At 46.3% G+C, this 20,626-nt stretch carries 15 protein-coding genes and 1 pseudogene; 10 read left to right on the forward strand and 6 right to left on the reverse strand.

All coding sequences use genetic code 11. The features are described 5' to 3' along the window. Window positions 1-274 precede the first annotated feature (274 nt). From MHM99_RS00900 to MHM99_RS00915, 4 genes are all read left to right on the forward strand, one after another. Complete coding sequence (locus MHM99_RS00900) at window positions 275-3,181, forward strand: TonB-dependent receptor (protein WP_168463126.1); 2,907 nt, start codon at window positions 275-277, stop codon at window positions 3,179-3,181. Between the two features lie 84 nt (window positions 3,182-3,265). Then, complete coding sequence (locus MHM99_RS00905; protein WP_168463125.1) at window positions 3,266-4,834, forward strand: tryptophan halogenase family protein; 1,569 nt, start codon at window positions 3,266-3,268, stop codon at window positions 4,832-4,834. 26 nt (window positions 4,835-4,860) lie between these two features. Continuing rightward, window positions 4,861-5,604, forward strand: a complete 744-nt coding sequence (locus tag MHM99_RS00910) for a SapC family protein (protein WP_168463124.1) — start codon at window positions 4,861-4,863, stop codon at window positions 5,602-5,604. Next, the gene (locus MHM99_RS00915; protein WP_168463123.1) at window positions 5,583-6,290 is read left to right on the forward strand and encodes a DUF6445 family protein; all 708 of its coding nucleotides are present in this window, start codon (window positions 5,583-5,585) and stop codon (window positions 6,288-6,290) included. The genes MHM99_RS00910 and MHM99_RS00915 overlap by 22 nt, the downstream gene beginning before the upstream one ends. A gap of 104 nt (window positions 6,291-6,394) precedes the next feature. Here MHM99_RS00915 and MHM99_RS00920 read toward each other — a convergent pair whose 3' ends face one another. From MHM99_RS00920 to MHM99_RS00930, 3 genes are read right to left on the reverse strand one after another with little or no spacing between them, the layout of a single operon-like run. Then, complete coding sequence (locus tag MHM99_RS00920) at window positions 6,395-7,834, reverse strand: DUF2271 domain-containing protein (RefSeq protein ID WP_239217759.1); 1,440 nt, start codon at window positions 7,832-7,834, stop codon at window positions 6,395-6,397. Beyond that, window positions 7,834-8,733 carry a calcium-binding protein gene (locus tag MHM99_RS00925; RefSeq protein ID WP_061486789.1) on the reverse strand — a complete coding sequence of 300 codons (900 nt, stop codon included), beginning with the start codon at window positions 8,731-8,733 and terminating at the stop codon, window positions 7,834-7,836. The genes MHM99_RS00920 and MHM99_RS00925 overlap by 1 nt, the downstream gene beginning before the upstream one ends. Window positions 8,734-8,758: 25 nt before the next feature. Further along, the gene (locus tag MHM99_RS00930; RefSeq protein WP_239217761.1) at window positions 8,759-9,553 is read right to left on the reverse strand and encodes a DUF4198 domain-containing protein; all 795 of its coding nucleotides are present in this window, start codon (window positions 9,551-9,553) and stop codon (window positions 8,759-8,761) included. Between the two features lie 225 nt (window positions 9,554-9,778). Here MHM99_RS00930 and MHM99_RS00935 point away from each other — a divergent pair, with 225 nt between their 5' ends. Then, window positions 9,779-12,106 (forward strand): TonB-dependent hemoglobin/transferrin/lactoferrin family receptor, encoded by a 2,328-nt coding sequence (locus MHM99_RS00935; protein WP_239217763.1) that lies wholly within the window; start codon window positions 9,779-9,781, stop codon window positions 12,104-12,106. A gap of 164 nt (window positions 12,107-12,270) precedes the next feature. Next, window positions 12,271-12,453 (forward strand): DUF6435 family protein, encoded by a 183-nt coding sequence (locus tag MHM99_RS00940; RefSeq protein WP_039229326.1) that lies wholly within the window; start codon window positions 12,271-12,273, stop codon window positions 12,451-12,453. Between the two features lie 35 nt (window positions 12,454-12,488). Here MHM99_RS00940 and MHM99_RS00945 read toward each other — a convergent pair whose 3' ends face one another. Further along, on the reverse strand, window positions 12,489-15,653 hold the full coding sequence (locus MHM99_RS00945; RefSeq protein WP_239217765.1) for a TonB-dependent receptor: 3,165 nt from the start codon (window positions 15,651-15,653) through the stop codon (window positions 12,489-12,491). Window positions 15,654-15,862: 209 nt separating this feature from the next. On the opposite strand from MHM99_RS00945, the gene MHM99_RS00950 reads away from it, so the two are divergent. The 3 genes from MHM99_RS00950 (at window position 15,863) to MHM99_RS00960 (ending at window position 18,474) form a co-directional block, all read left to right on the forward strand. Then, window positions 15,863-16,453, forward strand: coding sequence for a sigma-70 family RNA polymerase sigma factor (locus MHM99_RS00950; RefSeq protein WP_239217767.1), 591 nt, complete (start codon window positions 15,863-15,865; stop codon window positions 16,451-16,453). Further along, on the forward strand, window positions 16,446-17,552 hold the full coding sequence (locus MHM99_RS00955; RefSeq protein WP_239217769.1) for a FecR domain-containing protein: 1,107 nt from the start codon (window positions 16,446-16,448) through the stop codon (window positions 17,550-17,552). Before MHM99_RS00950 ends, MHM99_RS00955 begins: the two co-directional genes overlap by 8 nt. A 175-nt stretch (window positions 17,553-17,727) precedes the next feature. Next, complete coding sequence (locus MHM99_RS00960; protein ID WP_187446354.1) at window positions 17,728-18,474, forward strand: hypothetical protein; 747 nt, start codon at window positions 17,728-17,730, stop codon at window positions 18,472-18,474. Between the two features lie 93 nt (window positions 18,475-18,567). On the opposite strand, the gene ppiC is transcribed toward MHM99_RS00960, so the two are convergent. Beyond that, window positions 18,568-18,849, reverse strand: coding sequence for a peptidylprolyl isomerase PpiC (ppiC, locus tag MHM99_RS00965; RefSeq protein ID WP_012520075.1), 282 nt, complete (start codon window positions 18,847-18,849; stop codon window positions 18,568-18,570). A gap of 221 nt (window positions 18,850-19,070) precedes the next feature. On the opposite strand from ppiC, the pseudogene MHM99_RS00970 reads away from it, so the two are divergent. Further along, window positions 19,071-19,549: pseudogene (locus MHM99_RS00970) on the forward strand (YgjV family protein). 84 nt (window positions 19,550-19,633) lie between these two features. Here the strand turns inward: MHM99_RS00970 and cyoE are convergent. Continuing rightward, on the reverse strand, window positions 19,634-20,530 hold the full coding sequence (gene cyoE, locus MHM99_RS00975) for a heme o synthase (RefSeq protein ID WP_239217771.1): 897 nt from the start codon (window positions 20,528-20,530) through the stop codon (window positions 19,634-19,636). Window positions 20,531-20,626: the final 96 nt, after the last annotated feature.

Raw genomic sequence — 20,626 nt, forward strand, 5'->3', positions numbered from 1 at the left:
AATGAAGTGGATAAAGAAGCATTTATTCTGTGAATACATTAATAATTGTGCACTTTTTAAACACACGTAAAGGTGAAATACGATAATCGATGTCGAAGAAATCACGCCTTTTAAATAAGGTGATTCAATTAATTTAAAAAATTGTTAAATAAATTTGGGGGATTTTACAAACCGTGTCGTCTTGATGAATTAACAGCGAAATGCTGTGAGAGAAAGCCAAGTGGGGTGCACACCATAAGGCGCATTAAAATTAACGATTAGGACACACACCATCATGTATAGGAAAACCAAGCTTGCATGCTCAGTGGCAGCAGTTTTAGCGTCGGCTATTTCTGCGAATAGTGCATTTGCCCAAGACGCGCAACCCAATAAAGACGTAGAAGTGATTGAGGTAAGTGGTATCCGCTCATCGGTTGCAAAATCGATGGATGTTAAACGCAGCTCTGCTGGCGTAGTCGACGCCATTAGCGCAGAAGACATCGGTGATTTTCCCGATACCAACTTAGCTGAATCACTACAGCGTATTACCGGCGTATCTATCGACCGTTCAGGCGGTGAAGGCCAGCTAATTACCGTACGTGGTTTTGGACCACAGTTTAACACCGTGTTGGTAAATGGCCGTCAAATGGCGTCTGAAAACGATTCGCGTGCGTTCAGTTTCGACACGATTGCTTCTGAGTTAGTAAGCAGCCTTGATGTGCATAAAACGTCAACGGCCACAATGCAGTCTGGTGGTGTAGGCTCTACCATTAATATTAATACCGCGCGCCCGTTCGCATTAAACGGTTTTAAAATGGCGGGCTCGGTAAAAGGCGTGTACGACGAAAATAGCGAAGAAACTACGCCGCAATTTTCTGGCCTTATTAGCAACACGTTCAATGACGACACCTTCGGTGTATTACTTGCCGTTTCACACCAAGAGCGTGAGACTCGCCTTAACCAGGCTCAGATGGACGGTTGGCTAGAGAACGTTGGCGTGCCAAACCCTGTTACGCAGTCAGGCGACGCTTGGACAGGCAATGTATTTTCACCGCGAAACTACGATCACAAAGTGACCTTTGAAGAGCGTACCCGAACAAACGCTAATCTTGTATTCCAATATGCACCTAACGACAAACTGGTTGTAACTGCTGACGCACTGTATTCAGATTTTGACGTAGAGTCTGAAGCAACGTCGTACGGCCACTGGTTTACCGCACCTAACATTCAGGGTGTAGGTGATGACGGCAGCCTGTTTGATGAAAACGGCAATCGCCGCAGCCCAACGGTTGATGCAAACGGTACTATTGTCGATTTATACCAAGAGGTAGGTTTGGCGACAGATATGCACGCCAAAACGTTCGACCGTTTAACTGATACCTATGCCATAGGCCTTAACTTTGATTACCAGTACTCTGATAATCTGAATTTATCGTTTGATTTAAGTCATTCAGAAGCCGAACGCGAAGCCAATAATGGTGGCGGCGATCAGCTTTCACTTATTGGTTATGCCAACCGCGTACGATTCCAAGTAGATGACAACATTTTACCAGTTGCCAGCATGTTCGCTTCGCCTAATGACAATATTTATAGCGGACAACAAGAACTAGATGGCGCGATTGTTACTGGTCCTGACGGATTCCCTATATACAACCCTGCACTGACACCTGATGGTGTGAGCAATCATCTTGATGAAGCTAACAGCCGAGCTCACGTAATGCTGCGTCGAGGCTGGGCGGTAGAAGATGAAGTGAGCCAGCTGCGCTTTGACGGCGAATACGTAACAGATGGCAGCGGCTTAACTGAAATTCGCTTTGGCGCACAGTACAGCACCGAAACCAAATCACTTACCCGTTGGGACAATGAAGGTGTAGGTATTCACTGTACTTACTGTGGTTACCCAGACTTACCTGAGATCCCAGCAGGCAGCCAATACGTTTTTGACGCAGGCAGCGATTTTCTTTCTGACGTAAGTGGTAGCGGTCGCATGCCCACCTCTTGGCTTGCCCATGATGGCGAAGCCAACTTTGCGTTTTTAGAATCTTATTATCAAAGCGTAAATGGTGAGTCGATTAGTTTTGATGCGGTGCGTCGTAATAACAGCTTTGAAGTTGAAGAAGATATTATCTCTACCTATATGGAATTCGACTTTGAAGGCGAAGTTGCAGACATGTTCTTAAGCGCAACCGCTGGTGTGCGTTATGAAATGACGGATGTGACGGTTAACGGAACGCAAGCGCCAATAACGGGCTTAACGATTCTGGATCAAACCGAAATGCTGGCTGGTTTTGGCGATGCGCAAAGTATTGCCACTGAGTCTGATTACGACGTGCTATTGCCAAACTTCAGCGTACGTTTGGAAATTACCGACGACTTAATTGCGCGCTTTGCGGCGAGTTCAACTATTACTCGCCCTACGCTTAACAGCATGTCGCCGGTAACGGTAATTACAACCACCCGCCAAGGTGGTGACTTAACATCTACCAGTGGTAACCCTGCGTTAGAGCCATTCAAATCGGATAACTTGGACTTGTCACTAGAGTATTACTATGACGAAGCAAGCTATGCATCGATTGGTTACTTCAGAAAGCTGGTATCGAACTTTATTGTTAATAGTCAAGAAGACAAAACCTTTGAGCTTGCTGACGGCAGCCTGCTAACCGACCCTTCTACAGGCACTAACGCTAGCGCGCCAGATGCGGGTGACGACGTAGCTGTGTTTACCAATACTCTGCCAAATAACGGTGAAGACGCGACGGTAGACGGCTTCGAGCTTGCGCTTCAGCACACTTTCGATAATGGCTTTGGGGTGCTTGCCAACGGAACTATCGTTGACAGTGACGCCGAACTCGATCCATTCGATATTAATCAGGTATTTGCACTAACCGGGTTAAGTGATTCTTACAACTTGGTGGCATTTTATGAAACTGACGATTATCAAATTCGTCTTGCCTATAACTGGCGTGATGAGTTTGTTCAGTCGTTAACACAAGGGCAGGGTGACGGCCCAACCATTGTTGAGTCTTATCAACAGCTTGACATTAGCGGTAGCTACAGCGTGACAGACAATGTAGAAATCTTCTTTGAAGGTATTAACCTTACAGAAGAGTTTGTACATAAACGCGGTCGCTTCTCTAATCACTTGCTGTTGGTTGAAGACAGCGGCAGACGTTGGGCCTTCGGTGTGCGCGGAAACTTTTAGTTTCGCGTAATTGGGGCCGACATTTGTTGGTCCCACATTCGTGGCTACCCTTTGGTAGCCACAGTTTTTATTCAGGAAATCAGTATGACAACAGCAACTCCCATAACGCACATTGTAGTAGTTGGTGGCGGTAGCGCAGGGTGGCTAACGGCTGGTCGTATTGCAGCGCAACATCAATGCGCTACCCGCAAAGACATTAAAGTAACCTTAATAGAAAGCCCCAATGTGCCTATTATTGGCGTGGGCGAAGGCACTTGGCCAACCATGCGCTCAACACTAATTGCATTGGGTATTAGCGAAACCACTTTCATCAAAGAATGCGACGCCACATTCAAGCAAGGGGCAAAGTTCGCTAAGTGGACCAGCGGTGAAGAGCACGATTTTTACTACCACCCTCTCATGCTGCCCCAAGGTTTTTCGCAAACAAATTTAGGCCCTTATTGGCAGTCTGTTGCACCAGAATTAAACGAATCTTTTTCCCATGCAGTATGTGTTCAGGAAGCGATATGCGAAGCAGGTTGTGCACCTAAAAGCATACGCCACGCAGAGTTTGCAGGCACCGCAAACTATGCTTATCACCTAGATGCAGGAAAATTTACCGCCTTTTTAACCAAACACTGCACTGAAAAACTAGGTGTACACCATGTGCTGGCCGACGTTAACCGCGTTGAAAGCAGCAATAACGGCGATATCAAAGCCCTTAATACCGAGCAAGGGGTAATAGTAGAGGGCGACCTTTTTGTTGACTGTACCGGCTTCAAATCTATGCTGCTTGGTGAGCATTACAAAGTGCCGTTTATTCCCTGTGACGATGTACTTTTTATCGACCGAGCATTAGCAGTACACGTGCCTTATGACACCCCGCAAAGTCCTATTGCTTCCCACACTATCTCCACCGCACAAGACGCCGGTTGGATTTGGGATATCGGTTTGCAGTCACGCCGAGGTGTAGGCCACGTCTATTCCAGTAGGCATCAGAGTAAAGATGACGCCTATGCTCGCTTAGACACATACGTTCGCCAAACCAGCACGTTAAACGGCATAGATGGGATAAACGTAAAAGACATTACTATTCAAAGCGGACACAGGCAGCGCTTTTGGCAAAATAACTGCGTGGCTGTTGGGCTAGCGGCGGGCTTTCTAGAGCCGTTAGAAGCCTCAGCGCTTGTACTGGTGGAGCTGTCTGCCTCAATGATTGCTGAACAGTTACCAGCAAACCGAGCCGTAATGGATATTGTGGCGAAGCGCTTTAATGACACCTTTTCTTACCGTTGGCAGCGAATTATCGACTTCTTAAAGCTGCATTACATGTTGAGTAAGCGAGAAGACAGCGCATTTTGGCGGGACAATCGCGATAGTCATACTATTCCGGATTCATTAAAAGAATTACTCGCACTGTGGCAATACCACCCACCTAGTGACAAAGACTTTACCAGCAACAACGAGGTATTCCCCGCGGCAAGCTATCAGTATGTCCTGTACGGTATGGGGTTCACCTCAGATTTAGGCGCACATCAGCAATGGGTTAACGCCGACTTTGCTAAGCAACAGTTGATGCAGAACAGAAAAGCTCGCGGCATGGCGGTGGAGAAACTGCCTAAACATCGCGAACTTATTAATAAAATTCACCAATTCGGCCTGCAGGCCGTTTAACGTAAATCAATAAGCAGGGCCTACGTATGACTCACATGGTTGCCATTAATAATAAACAACATGCAGATTTGAAAGTAACCGACGATGCATTGTCACTCAGTGCCAATCAGCACCTTGTTCCTGTGGTGGTCTCTGAACTCAACAAGCTTGTGGTACATTACCCCGTGGTGATCACCAAGTTTGACGATTCTGGACAATTTGGCTTATCTGCCTTATTAGGTTTTGAAGAAAAAGAAAACCTATTTTGGCAACAAGGTGAATGGGATGCGGTTTATATTCCCGCACAGTTTGAACGCCTGCCTTTTTATGTAGGAACGGAAGCGCAAAGCGCTGACAGCAGCAACCGGGTGCTGTGCATTGATATGGATAACGCTTCAGTAAGCGAAGAAAAAGGCACACCGCTTTTTGATAACACGGGAGAGCCCAGTAACTACCTGTTAGAAAAGCAGCAGATCCTTGCTCAGCTTCTTGACGGTGAAACGCAAAATCAACGTTTTATTGCCGCGCTGCAACAGCACAACCTTATCACACCATTCACCCTAGATATTACCTTTGAAAACGAAAGCAAAACGTCTATAACAGGGTTATATACCATTGATGAAGATAAGCTAGCGGCGCTTAGTGCTGACGCGATTGCTGATTTGCATGCACAACACATGCTGCAATGCATTTACACGCTCATAGCGTCAAACGCACAAATCTATGCCCTTATCGACAAAAAGAACAAGGCGAATAAAAACGCAGACGCATGGTTTCAAACTACAAATTGATTAAGGTTGGTGAGCAAGCCACACCGATTGTTGTTATCGATGGTTTCATACCAGACCCGCTGAGTTTGGTAGAAACAATTGCTCAACACCACCCGTTTACAAAACGAGATGGCGACTTTTATCCGGGGGTGAGAAGTCACCCGCCCCAGGAGTATGTCGAACACCTACATACCTCGCTTCCGCTGCTGTTTAGCCAACTTGCTTCGCATAATGGGCTACAAGATTTTGGCGTGGAAAAGCCGCTTCAAATACCCCTAGTGCAACTTTCCATAGCCAATCAAGAGCCGAAAAATTTGTCGCCCATTCAATGTATTCCACACATCGATACGCAAAAGGATAATGAATGGGCATTGGTACACTATCTGTTTAGCGCACCTTTGGGCGGTACTGCATTCTATCGACATATTGAAACGGGGTTAGAGCGGGTTAATGCAGCGCAATACGAAGGCTATTTTAAAACCTTAAAACGTCAAGCCACCAGCGTAGGGCTACCACCTAAAGCGTACATAAACGGTGATACCGCCATGTTCATCCAAATCGCCCGCATTGAGCCTATGTTTAATCGCGCCGTGTTGTATCCAGCCAACTTGCTGCACAGCGGCTGTTTACCTAACGATATTTCGGATTCTGTTGATGTGAAAGAAGGCAGGCTAACCGCAAACGCCAGTATCACGTTTAAAGGGTAAAACGCTCAGCCCTAATAATGAGGACTATGAAAACTTCAGATAGCGATTTGCGATAGCTGCCTTTGGTAGTGCTCGTTACGTTACTGCAATTTTAAGATTGACGACTAATTCATTAGTGAAAGTGTAATAGACGCGATTTCATCCGTGCCCGTTACGGTTATTGGTGAAGTCAGGCTATCAAAGGTAAATGGAATTTTCTCATAGCTTCGACCGCCGTGCTCTCTAGCCACTTCAACGTGAAGTATTAACGACGAAGAGTTTGCGCTTTGTCCAAAATCATCCAATCCATCCCACTCTATGTGCAAGGGCGCGTTTTTCTTTGTAGCCCCGGCAAACCCATCGACTAAACCTTCATTTTTCCGACCCACTCTTCGCCACCATGTGCGCAGCTCGCCTAGCCACCTTTCGCTGGTGCCGCGAAGCGCCAAGCTTTTTACTAGCCGGTTCTTTTCGTCGCTTATCCACACGCTTACGTAAGGACCGCGATAATCTGCAATGTCAAATAGCGGTAAGGTGATATCAATTGAGATGGCGTGGCCATTTTTTTCAGCCTTGTTTTTACCCGACGTGCGAGCCGTATAGGTGTTGCTGGTAAATACCCTGCCATTTTCATCAATTAACTTCAGCGCTAGTGATGGGTTCGCGTTAACTAACTCCATGGCTTGCTGCGCTGTTTTGGTTGCCGAAAAGTGTGCTAACAACATGGCTTCAAATGCGTTATCCGCCACTGATATGGCTTGAAACTTGGCGCTAGGCCAACCGTCACTGTGGCTTAACACGCCCTTTTCTAAAGACGCCAGCTTTGAAGTAGAAAGTACTGGGCGTTGCCACGGCCTGATGTATGCGATGGTGCTTGGATTACTAACAGCGTCCGTTGCGCGGCCATTTTGAATTACAGCCTCTTGCGCCACGGTCCCCTGCCAACTAAAACCTTGGTTCGACGCGTGGGTTTCTAGCCCTTGCGCGCTAATGTGGTAAGAACGAATATTAATTGATGTCAGGTAGTGAGCAATGCGATCTACGGCAAGAGAAGCTGTGAACTCGGATAAATCCCACTGGATAGGTGACGCAAATGCCACGCTGTTATCGTCATTAAAATTGACCTCAGCAATGCGCGCCACACGAGCAAGACGTCTCACTTCGCGACGCGAAAGGTCATGCTTACCTTGAACATATTCGGCCCAATAGTCATAAAGCGCACCGTTGCGGCAGCTTATGTTACCTTCAGTCCGATTAAACCAATCCTCGCACCGCTTAATGGCACTGTACAGCCACGCCGGAAGTGTACCTTCGTAACGTTGATTAATTTCGCTAAGCGCACTCGTTGCGTTTGATTTATCTAGCGTTTGATAGGTGTCTTTAATCAGTAGATCAATATTCTTTTGCTCAATGGCGCTAAGTGTCTGCTCTTCGTACAGGGTTATTTCTGTGTTAAGTGTGTGGGAGGTTGCTTCTGGTGATGGTGCAGGAAACACATACAACTCGGCCTTAACAGCATAGCTGGCGGTAAATACCGCCAGATATAAAAGGAAACGCCCAACCATTATTCGCTGACTTGTGCAGTGGTGGTGTCACTTTGCTCCTGCTGACGTGGCGCAGGCGCTGGATCAGCTAACGTTAAGTAGCCATCACCATTAGTGTCGTAGCGATGAAAGGCATTAAACCCAGACACCATGTACTCTGAAAATGTCATTTTGCCATTCTCGTCTGTATCAAGAACTTCAAAGCGAACGTAAGTTTGTTTAATTTGCCCTTCATGGGTCTTCTCGATCTGTGCATCCAGCCTGTCTTCAAACTCAAGCACGTATTCTTGCTCTGTAAGCTTGTCATCACTGTTTTCGTCTGTACGCTGGAATTGCGCTTTGCGAACGGCGTGAAACTCTTCTTTTGTTACCTTTTCGTCACCGTTTTGGTCGTATAAGGTGACAAAGCCTTCAATATTGTGGCTGGTCGGCATGCGCAACATAGGGCGCTGTACTAGCTCAGGTTTGTCATCTTTTTCCTGTGACGCCGAGCGACGGGGCGCTGGTTCAGGGTCGCCCAGTGCAACTACACCATCATTATCACTGTCCATACGCGAGAAACTTCGCTCACCCACCGCGTTTACTTCATCAATAGTAATGAACTCGTCATCGTTACTATCGACAGCATGGAAACGTATGTGAGTTTGTTTTACCGATGCTTTTCTGTCTTCAGCTAACCGTTTTTCTACTTTGCCTTCCCACTCATAAACGTATTCACTTTCATCAAGTACACCGTCTTTGTTGGTATCAGACGCATTGAAGCGAGCGCGTCTGGCATCAACGAACTCTTCTAATGGAAGTGACTCGTCTTTGTTTAAGTCATAGGTCAATATAATGCCGCTGGCGCTATGTGGTGCCGCTACTGCCGAAGCGCTAATACAAAGCGCAGATACAACGGCTAAACTTACTGTTTTAAACATAATTATCTCCTTGTACCCTCAATGATTAATAGGCTTCGAATGATAGTGTGGTGGTGTAGCTATAAGTGGGCACGTCTGCACCATCAGGCGCGTCGGTACGCAGTCTTACTTGCATCAAATAGACATCTTGTGCTGAAGGAGTAAATGACGCTTGCCCTTTGGCATTTGTCGTTAATTTTTCTACATCAGATTCTTCGGCGAACTGATCTTTTCCTTGGTACACCGAGATTTCATGATCGGTAACAGGCTTACCGTTAAACAGAACTTTGAAATTAAAACTCTCGTTGGCAAACAAACTGTTAGGGTGATTAATTGCCACGATCTCTAAGCCGTCGTTTCTTGGCGCTAACGCCTGTTCACTTGGCCCTTTCTTCGTTACGTACGTTGTTGCAAACGTAACTGATTGAAAGTGCTCTTTTAGTATCGCACCTTCAGGTAGAGGCTTTTCATTACCTCGCATAGAGCCTCGCTCACCGTCCTTTTCATACACGCGAAAAATTGCCCCCATGCGTTTTCCGGTCGAAAACTGGTAAGTCCCTTCTTCCTCTAAAGTGTGCTCAAGAACATTACGGGTAGACAGATCGACAACCTTCTCCACACTCACTTGCTTGCCGCTAGGGGTTACCACTTCAAACGATGCATTCGTAATTGCCGCTTCTGGTACAAAAAATTGTTCTGCAAAAGATGCATCCAGCGTGACTTTACCGCCTCTAACCGGTTCAAACTGAAGCGGTTTTAGGTAAGCCACGTGGGCTAGAGCAGCGCCACTGAAGCAGCTTGCAATAAGCAAGGGTAAACTGATGAGCGTGTGTTTTTTCATGGTTTTTTATTTTCTAGTTGTGTAAAAGTGAAATCATACTATTGCAAATGATAATGGTTATCAATAGTATTACGATCGATTTTTGACGCACGAAGTGTCAAGAAATCGCTTTGACAGGCGCGATTTAAGAAAAATAAAAATGATATCAACCGACGCAAACAGGAGGTTTAGCGTTGATACGAAATACTAATTATTTGCACTTTTATTAAAAATTGGAAAAGAACAATGAAATTTAAACGCTCAACGGTAGCTATTTCGCTTGGCTGTGCGCTAACACTTCCTGCCCTAGCTCAACAATCAGAATTGGCAGTTACAAAGGCCAAAAGTGAAGAAACCCTGACAACGACTGTCGAAACCGTGCTGGATGCACAAACTCTGTCAAAGCGCTCAATTACAAATATTGAAGATACCGCTCGCTATATCCCAGGAGTACAAACTAATGATACGGGTAACCGTTTCGGTAACGATGGCTTCAACATTCGCGGCTTGGAAGGAGACGCCGTAGCAGTAACTGTAGATGGCGTCGGTCAAGGCGAAACGCTAAACCCAAGCTCATTCGCCGCTTATGGAATGTATGGATCGAGCCGCGGCGAAATTGAATTGGAACACGTAAAAGCCGTCAATATCACTAAAGGCCCAAGCGCTGTCGCGCAAGGACCAGGCTCCCTTGCAGGCTCAGTTACCTACGTGACCAATGAAGCGAGCGACTTTTTACCTGCCACAGGTGATGCTACAGGCGTTAAGTTGAAAACCGGTTTTGATGCACGCTCTGACGAATGGCTAGTACACGGCACCGTCGCTAACAGAACGGGTAACTTCGACTCGCTATTGCAATACACAATGCGCGACAGTAGTGAAACAGAAGCCCACAGCCATGGTGAGAATATCTCTGGCTCAGCACGTGGTCAGGCTGACCCGATGGATAATCAAGTCGATGCAGTTTTACTTAAACTTGCTTATAACTTTTCTAAGCACCAGCAACTAGGCTTTGTTTACGAAAAGACAGACAGAGAAACGAACGGCGTACCTCTTTCTCGCCAAAGTGATTCTTATTTTGACTTCACCTCAGCGGATGAAAATAACCGCGAGCGAATTGGGCTTTTCTTTAACAACGAAAACTTGGGCCTAGCGTTTGCTGACAGCATAGATGTGACATTGAACTATCAAGAGCTGTTTTCATCGGGTGTAACCAGCTTTCTTTACGGCAGTGCAGACGGCGACGCTATATTGCGTACCGAAGACCGCAATTTCAGCCAGGACTCATTGAGTTTCAATGTTGATTTGGCCAAATCAATCACCGGAGAATTTAACCATGAGATTATTTATGGTTTTAGTTTTCAACAGGTGGACGCTGAAGCGGTGATGTTTGACCGCAGGTTCGCTGGACAAACCGCGGACTCGCCTATATTAGACGGCTACCCTATTCGCGACCAAAGCTTTGTTCCAGAAACCGAAAAAACGTTAATTACAGCCTACCTAGCTGACACGGTTGAACTTAGCGAGCAATTAAGTGTAAACCTTGGACTTCGCTACGATTCAACCGAATACACGCCTACTGTAGATAGCACATTTTCAGACCCCACAGGGTTAAGCATCACAGACAGCGAGTTTAGTGCGGTGGTTGGTGAGATTGGTGCTACCTACGAATTCGTAAAAGGTCATTCTATAAATGTCCGTGTTGCTCAGGGCTACCAAGCGCCTACGCTACAAAGCTTATATTTTGGCACGAACTCAGGGGATGAAGTTACCGACATTATAACTGGTGACACCTTTATTGATCTTGATCGTATAGCCAACAGTGAGCTTGATGCTCAAGAGTCGACTAACTTTGAACTCACTTATATTGGTGATTTCGAGAACGGGAATGTCAGCGTGTCGGTGTTTAGAACTGAGTACACCAACATGATTCAAGACGAGACTTATTCAACGCCTTATGGCACTGAAGTAACTACCGTGCAGTGCGGTCGTTTCGGTTGTGAAACTGTAGTGAACACTGATGATGTATTCACGCAGCCACAAAATACGGGTGAACTGACTGTTGACGGTTTTGAAGTTACCGCCAATTATCATTTTACCGATAATGTATCAGGTCGTTTTGCATATACAGCGTTGGACGGTACCTACGACACCGCGTCTGCTTTCAACAATGCAGGTGACGACTTAGAAACCGTATCGCCAGATACCGCAACAGTTGGATTAGGCTACGTATCTGATGAAGGTGATTGGGGCGCAGAACTTGTCGCAATTTTGAGTAAAGGGGTAGAAGAAAGTACTCAACTTAGCTACACCTCGTTGAACAACGGCGCAGGTCCATCGCATACGCCTGCAGGCTATGCTGTTTTCGACCTGCTCGCCTACTACGACATTACTGAAAACCTGCGCTTTACCACGGCAATTTACAACCTTACAGACAAAGAGTATTACCGCTGGGAAGTACTTAATAGCGTAAGAGACGGTACTGGTGGTTTCTTTGGCGGCGTAAGCGGCAATGGATACCAGCGCTACTCAGAGCCAGGCAGAAGTATAAGTGCCTACGTCACTTACCAGTTCTAATGTAACCAAAGTGCAGGCCATACTGAGTTCAACTTAGCCAAGTGGCCTGCTATTCACTCAAGTATTCTCCCATGAATGTTTATGAAAGTTTGTTCACGAAAATGGGTGATCGAAAGTTCCTGTTCAAACGTTTTCTCGCTATCTCTCTTTTTAGGACTTTCACTATGTTTGGACTTTTTAAAAGCAATCCAACCAAAAAGATGCGGAAGCAGTATGACGCCCTTCTTGAAAAAGCCATGCACGCGCAAAGAAACGGTGACATAAAGACTTATTCATTGCTTACCGCCCAATCAGAAAAACTGTGGAAAGAAATAGAAACACTGGAGAAGAATACACAAGGAACATAAATGCTAGGCGCTTGCACATTGCGTGTGACCGAATACTAATACGTGATGTTTACACCTAAGGCGTAGCGCGCCCCCGCGTCTTGCACAAGCAAGAGATGATTGCTGAATCGGCCGCGCTTATGCACGGTTTCGTTAGTAATATTGATTCCTTCAAAAAATACAGAAACCCTCGGGCTAAATTGGTATGAAAGGCTCATATCCCACTGCTTGTAGGGGCTAACAAAGGTAGGCTCGGTGCTTTGGGTTTGGTTCAGTGATTGCAAGAACCCTTCTCGCTGGTTCCAGGCCACCCGCCATTGCAGCGCATTTTTTTCATAAAAAAGCACCATGTTTTTTGCACCCGACAACCCTGTAAGTGCGAAGGTTGAACGGATATTGGCGGTGTCTAATTCAGCGTTGCTGTCTACAAAGCTCGCATTGGCCTGAATTCCCCACCCTGACTCGCCAAACAAATGCTGTACTGCTACCTCTACCCCTTCAACCGTTGCAGACTCACCGTTGCTAGGAGATATTACGGAAAACTGCGCTAATGCATCAGCATCATCAACCGCGTTTGGATCTGTGCCGGTGCTAGGGTCAGTCACGTTGTTAAAGGTTTGTGTACTGCTTTCATTAACAATGAAATTATCTACCGTTTTTCTAAAGTAACCTGCCGATATATAGCTATTTTCCTGGTAGTAATGCTCAATGGCCAAATCAATGTTTTTTGCCTCAAAGGGCAATAGCTGTGCGTTTCCGATACGCGCCCGCAGATCACCACCTTGTCGCGTGGTGGTGTAAGTTACGCCCGGCGCCATCTGTTCTAAGGTTGGGCGGGTGATACTGTGATTATAAGCCGCGCGAAATACCCAGCTATCTAACCAGCTGGCTTTAAAACTTACGCTAGGTAAAACATTGGTGTAGTTTGACGATTCATCAATGCTTACCGAGGCGCCAAATTCTTGCCCCAGTTCGGTTTGGTCTAAAATAACTAACGCCGACAACTGTTCGTCGACACCACTTACTTTTACGTCAGTATACTCAGCCCGTAGCCCTGCATGCACATCAATAAACCAAGGCGCAAAATCCTTTTCAATAGCGGCTTGAACATACCCCGCATACACGGTTTCCTTAACCGCGAAAGAACTCCCCCGAGTTTCAGCGGCTAAACTGACATCACCGGCGTTCTCCAAGTAACGAAATAATGTATCGCCGTCGTGACGCAGCCACTGATGAGGTATGTTCTCATGCCCACTAATTGACCCAAGAAAATCGTCGCCAGCGTCAAATATGGTTTGGAAGCTATCGGGAATATCAGGTGCATCAAAATAGCCACAAAAACTGCAGTGTCTTGCGTCGGCTTCGTTGTCTCTTCTTTCGTTGGCTTTTTCTCGCTGAGTTAATGCTCCGCCAACGTCAATTTTGCTAAACCAGTTATCGTCGCCAAGCACGCTTACATTGATTTTTCCTTGCCCTATATCGTCGTCAACACTCCATCCTCTGCGCAGCATCACATGAGAACGGCCGTTAGCTGGGTCTAAGTAATGGGATACCCCCACAGGCTCCCCCAAAGCGTTAACTTGACGAGGGTTGGCTTGTTCAAAGCCCGATATAGCCGGCAATATGTTTGATTGAGTATGGTCAAATGAAGAGCGATTTAAATAGCCGATAAGAGAGAGTGAATTGCCCTCTCCGTTATTGTCATCGACATTAGCCATTGAATAAGACAGATCAGCATCAACAATTACGCTATCGCTCGCGATATAGTTTGCTGCAAAACCGAAGCTTTTTAAAGTCGACGAACGGTTAAATGTGCGCGCGTGAAAGTCGGTGGCGTGCCCACTGTTTTGTGAAAAAGCCACCGCCGTGCCGTTTTTATCAACCGTAACATCTTCAAGATTACTTGATGTAAACCAATGCCCCATTGAGGTTGCCGAGGTCTCCACATCGAATGTCGACCCCAAATAGTCGGCAGTAAGCTCTAGCTTGTTGTTAGGTCTATACTGTAAAACGAGTGCAGACCCCGTGCGGGTTCTATCGTCAAAACGCACTCTTTGATCGTAATTTCTGGGAACGTATAACGTAGGAACGTATTCAGAAAGCTCACTTTCAGGTACGTTAGTATTTACCAACCAGCCATCAATTTGCGCTTCTTCTAACCGCGCTTGGCGCTTGTGCTGAGTAAAAGAGGCTAGAATACCAAACGAGTTATTTAAATAGGTGTTGCTGAACATAGCAGAGGTAGAAGGCGCGTATTGTTGCGAGTTGGTGTCGTACTGCATTTTGACGCTGCCAGCCGCCCGCATTCCCTTGAAGGATAAAGGTTTAGCAGTTTGAACATCAATCGTAGCGCCAATGCCACCCGACTGCATAGTCGCCTGACTTTGTTTGTGTACGGTTACACTGCTGACAATCTCAGAAGCCAGTGTATCAAAACTGAATTCGCGCCCGAGCTTATCGGTTGCCATGGGCCTGCCGTTTAATAAAACCCGATTAAATTCCGGCCCAAAGCCCCTCACCGTAACAAGTTGCCCTTCCCCTTCTGCGCGGTCGATAGATACGCCAGACACACGCTGCAGCGCTTCTGCGAGGTTTTGATCGGGGAACTTACCCATATCCACCGACTGGATTGTATCAATGATGACGTTCGCGTTGCGTTTAATCCCCACCGATTGAGCAACACGCGCTCGCAAGCCCCTTACTTCAATGTATTCAATGTCGTAACTACCTTGCTCATCCGGTACGGTCACCAAGCTATCGTCTTGTGCGGTAATGGCGTTAAACAGGCGACCTAGCAAGTGATTGTTTTCATCGCCATCGCTAGCAGGCACTATTTTTATGCGTGTGTTATCAACAATGTGAGCACTCAGACCCGTACCAGCTAAAAGCTTTTTAATTGCCTCCTGCGGCGTATAGTTACCACTTACTTCGTTGGCAAAGACATGTCTGACTTTATTGAAGGGAAAGACTACGGTCAGCTCGGCCTGGTTTGCAAACGCGATGATCGCCTCATCTGCGCTTTGTGCGGGAATAGCGAAATTTATCGCTGGAAGCGGTGACTTATTTTGAGCAATTACTTCGGCTTGTTGGTGAGGAAGCACCGATTGAGCAATAGCGGTGTGACTTGCGCCGAACGACACCATACACAGCGCAACCGTTAAAGCTTTAGGCTTAAAAGGCAGCTTGGGTTGTGTGTCGAATGGGTTATTTGCCACAGGCATATTTGTATTTACGCTATTGTTATTATTAATTTATGAAGGGGAAATGCCTACGCGTCACCCTCCTCTTTATTGTTGGTGTTGTTTTAAACTAGCGCCGCATTATATACAACCCATTAACAAATTTAATTTTTGAGCGATAATGTTGAAAATACTGGGGGAAAATAGCGTGGCTGTCGTCTTAGTAAGTAACAACGATAAAAAATAACAATATGCCCATAGAAACAGCCATACATAATGCCTATATGTCGGCGCGCGGCTCGATGGCCAAAATGCTATCGCGCCTTGTGCCGCCTAAAGAAGTCGACGACATACTACAGGATACGTACGTCCGCTTGTGTCAGGCTAAATCTACTGAGCATATTAAAGAGCCTAAGTCGTTTTTGTTTAAGACCGCAAAAAACTTGGCTTACGATCATTTAAAGCGTGCTGATACGCGCATGGTAGACGACAGCGTAGAGGTTGCGGCGGCGCTGGAAAGTGCAATTAGCGGTGTTGAAGATGAAACATTTCACAACAACGCTACCCAGCAAGAGTTTAAGTTGTTTTGTGATGCAGTGCGCGCCCTACCCAAACAATGCAGGCGCGCATTTGTGTTGAAGAAAGTGTATGGCTACTCTCTTAAAGAGATTGCCCAGGAATTAGAGATAAGCGAAAAAACCGTGGAAAAGCATATTGCTGAAGGGATTAAAAGATGCACCTTATTTATGCGACGACAAACAACGTCGTATACACGGCCGAACGCTTATCAAAATGGTGGGCAACACAGTACGGCGGATGTAAAGAGAGACGCCCATGAATAGTTCAACAAACGAAACAAAAAACGCTAAGTCAGACACCAATAGCAACGTTGTACAGTTTAATAGCGATGAGCGTGTGCTTGATGCCGCTAGCGAATGGCTAGTGAAACTCGACGAAGGGCTTGATGCCGAAGAAATGCAAGCGCTAAAAACATGGCTCGCAACGCCTTTGCATCGAGACACCTTCCTCGAAATGGTAGCCTTGTGGGACAAGATGTCGGTGCTTAGCGAACTGGCTGAAATCGTACCTCATACACCTGAGCCTAGCGCCAAACAAAAAGCACACAACACCGTGACTTGGAAGCGCCCGCTGGCCATTGCTGCCTCGTTTTTAATGGTTGGGCTGTTAAGTTATCAGGGGCTAAATATATTCTCGCCGTCTAACCAAACCGAACCTGTTGCACAAATGGCAAGCTACTCGTTACAAGCTTCGACCAAACCGGGCGAGCACAAGAGTATTAGCTTAGAGGACGGCAGTACACTATGGCTTAATACCAACTCTCAAGTGAACATCGCTTTTACTGAAACCTCACGGATTATTCAGCTTGTCAAAGGTGAGCTTCATATCGAAGTGGCGAAAGACAAATCACGCCCGCTCAATGTACTTGCAGCCGGTAAAGCCATACAGGCGGTTGGTACTGCTTTTAATGTGCAATATCACCGCGGCGACCTTGAACTGGTAGTTACCGAAGGCGTGGTAGAAGTCGCCAGCTATACACTTAACAAAGCGAATGGCGAAAGCATTATTGATCCAATTATTAAACCGCAGGCTCAGCCACTGACGTTAGTTCAAGGTGAAAAATCGCTTTTATCTTTGCCTAACAGCACCGTTGAGACCGTGTCAGATGAAGATATCGCGAATGATTTAAGCTGGCGTGAGGGCAAGATTGTATTTCGCGGCGAGCCATTAATTGACGTGATTGAAGAAGTAAGCCGATATACGGATAAAACGGTCGTTTTAGGTGATGCTGCGCTTGCTAACATGCAAGTAGCAGGGCTATTCAACACCAATGATGTAGACGCGCTTATTGCCGCCCTTGCCGACAATTTACAGATATCTACAGACTACTCTAGCGACACTATTGTTCTTCGCCCCCGTTAACGGTGGGTTTGCTCATAAGTTCTTACTTAGCTTTATTGAGCTACAAACTAAGAGTAAAGCGCGTTCTAAAGCTTAACTCGCGCTTTTACCCACTCCCCCTTACAATGACGCCTTATACCAGTCGGCATGCATTGGTATGATAGATAAATGCATCAAACAATAAGGCGTCTTTGATATGCAAATAGGCAGTGCTGTAACGGCAATTAAACATTTCACTTCCAGGCTACTATTTCTGGCCACCTGCGCGGTGCTATCTAATACAGCTTTCGCCATTGAAGCTGGCCAATATTACTATTTCATTTCTGACAAGTGCGTGGCTAAAGGCCCTCAAACGCCCGAAGAGCGAGGCGCCGTAACCCCAGATGTTATGCTATTTGAAGTGGTACCTGCGGGGATCAGCGACTACTACGTAAACATGAATACGAGCGCACTGATTCACTATACAGAGGAAGGGCAAGCGCACCTTTCTTCAATGGAAGCAGAGCAGGCCTATACTGCTGGTAAAGCACCGTCGAAAGACAGCCTTAGAAAAGATGGCAATGCCATTCAGCACGACTTCATGCTGCAGCGCGAAGCAATAGATTTAAAAACCCTGATAAACACGTTAAATGGTTTTTCCCAGCTGCAGTCTGATAAAGGCTACTTTTTTAAGAAAATCGTAGGCCTTTCTAACCCCGACGCTAAATTTAAAGCCATTACCCGGGTTCGCTTAAGCGATATGGGTTACGACAATCGCATGATGCTAACAAGCTACTCCAGCGACTACTTTATGCTGGATGAACAAGGTAAGGCCTCTGACACAGCTTTTATTACGGTAGATCACGGCGCAGCGCTACGCAATTCACTGCACGACACCAACAGCCCGTACGCCATATTTACCAAAAATTCAGTATGCGGTGAAAAGTGGGAGCCGGGCAATTAACAAGGTAATTAGCTAGGACATACTTTAAACGCTTGTTGAATGGATCGGGCTTACTTCGGCCTTTAGCGGCTTTGGTTTTAAAAGGCTCTGGTTTTAATTACTACGATAAAGCGTTTTAATAAGGTGGTAGCCGAAACGGGTCTTCACCGGCCCGTGTACTTTTAGCACGTCTTTTTTAAATACCACATCGTCGAAGGCTTTTACCATTTGGCCTCTACGGAATTCACCAAGATCGCCGCCACGCTTGCCCGACGGACATTTAGAATGACGCTTTGCTAACGTCGCAAAATCCTTACCCTTTTTAAGCTGCTCTAAAATAGAAAGCGCTTCTTTCTCTGTTTTAACCAAAATGTGAAGTGCGGATGCCGTTGCCATGGAAAGGACCTAATTTGTCTCGGGGTTTAAGAATAATATCGTGCACGCTAAGTATACCCTAGTGAACAACCCGCCTGCCATTAGTCAATGTGATGTGTTGGGCTAAAAAAGCGATGTAAAGGCTACTCTGCTGTTTAAAAACTGCGTATCGTTAACCTTTATCAATCATTGACGAGCCTTCCCTTTTGTTACCAGAATTCGACTTGGCCCAAGCGATAGGAATGTTGAGTTTTGCGCTTGGCATTTTGTGCTTTTATCAGCGTGATGATCAGCACCTGCGAATAATGATGGTGGTGATGAATTTAAATCACGCCCTGTGCATTTTGCGCTACTTGGTGCCGTAACCGCATGCTTAAGTGCCTTGCTTTCAGTGGTAAGAACAGGCATTTCAATTAAAACTCGCTCCCGAAGTGTCGCCTACCTGTTTATATTGATATCGCTAGCAGCCGGGCTGTATTTGGCCGAAGTTTGGTACGATTTATTCCCTATTTTGGGCACGTGCATAGGCACTTATGCCTTATTTTGTTTGTCAGGAATACGCATGCGTTTAGCGTTTTTGTGCGGCGCTATATGTTGGCTAACCAACAATATTATTGTCGACTCTATTGGCGGCACCCTGCTTGAAGCTACGCTACTGGCAGTTAATAGTTTCACTATTATTCGCTTGTACAGAGGGCAAAAAGCACTCGGTCAGGCCTGATTGCCCAAAGTGAATGCGTTGCTATACACACACTGCATTGGAAGCTTTCAAGCCAACCTCGTCGAGTGAGTCGAAACACGTCAATTAGAACGAGAGCGCAAACAGACTCGTTACTGACGTATGATAGTCCAATGACATAGCGATAGATAACAGCGTTATATTCACAATGGAGAAACCAAAAACACGTTTTGCCCAGCCTTCTACGTTGATGTCGGGTCTGTATCCGCGCAGCGCCATTAACAGCCACCAAAGGCTTGTTGCGAAAGCTACTGTTAAAAAGCCAATACCTGTATAACCGCTAAGTGGAAGCAGCATTACAACTAAAGCAAATAACGCAATATGAAGAACAATATGGCGTTTTGCTTTCGCGATACCTTGCGATACAGGCAATACTGGAATGCCAGCCGCCTTATAGTCGTTATATCTAAAGATAGCGATGGCATAAGAATGGGGCATTTGCCAAATGCTGAACATCCCCAGCAAAATAGCCGCAGCCATATCAAACTGACCGCTCGCGGCGCAATAACCGACTACGGGCGGAACGGCCCCCGACAAACTGCCAACGAAGGTGCCATACACCGAATTTCGCTTCATATACAGGCTGTAAACACCCACATAAATGACGTAGCCAAAAGCGGCAAAAAATACCGCGGTAAGGTTGGTGTAAGCTGCTAACAAGCCGAACCCCGAAATGCCTAGCACAGCACCATGCAACATCGCAGTAAGTAATGGCAACTCGCCTGTTACCGTAACCCGGCTAGCCGTGCGCTGCATTTTGCCGTCGATATCTCGGTCAATGCAGTTATTGATGACACAACCTGAAGCCACCACCAGCGATAAACCGATGAGCGTTGCGAGCAATAGCCAATAATCTATATCGCCACGGGACGCGAGCAAGAAACCGCCCGTTACCGAAATAGCATTGCCCATAATAATGCCGGGCTTGGTGACTGAGAGGTAACGTTTATAAGTAGAGGTCATGGGTAAAATCCAAATTTAGAACGCGCCCATTTAGACACGTATCAAGGTGTACTGAGAAGCCCGAATGTTGCCCCCCAAAATAGGTTGCACCAATAG

The sequence above is a fragment of the Alteromonas sp. MmMcT2-2 genome, assembly GCF_022348305.1.
Lineage (GTDB): Bacteria > Pseudomonadota > Gammaproteobacteria > Enterobacterales > Alteromonadaceae > Alteromonas > Alteromonas macleodii.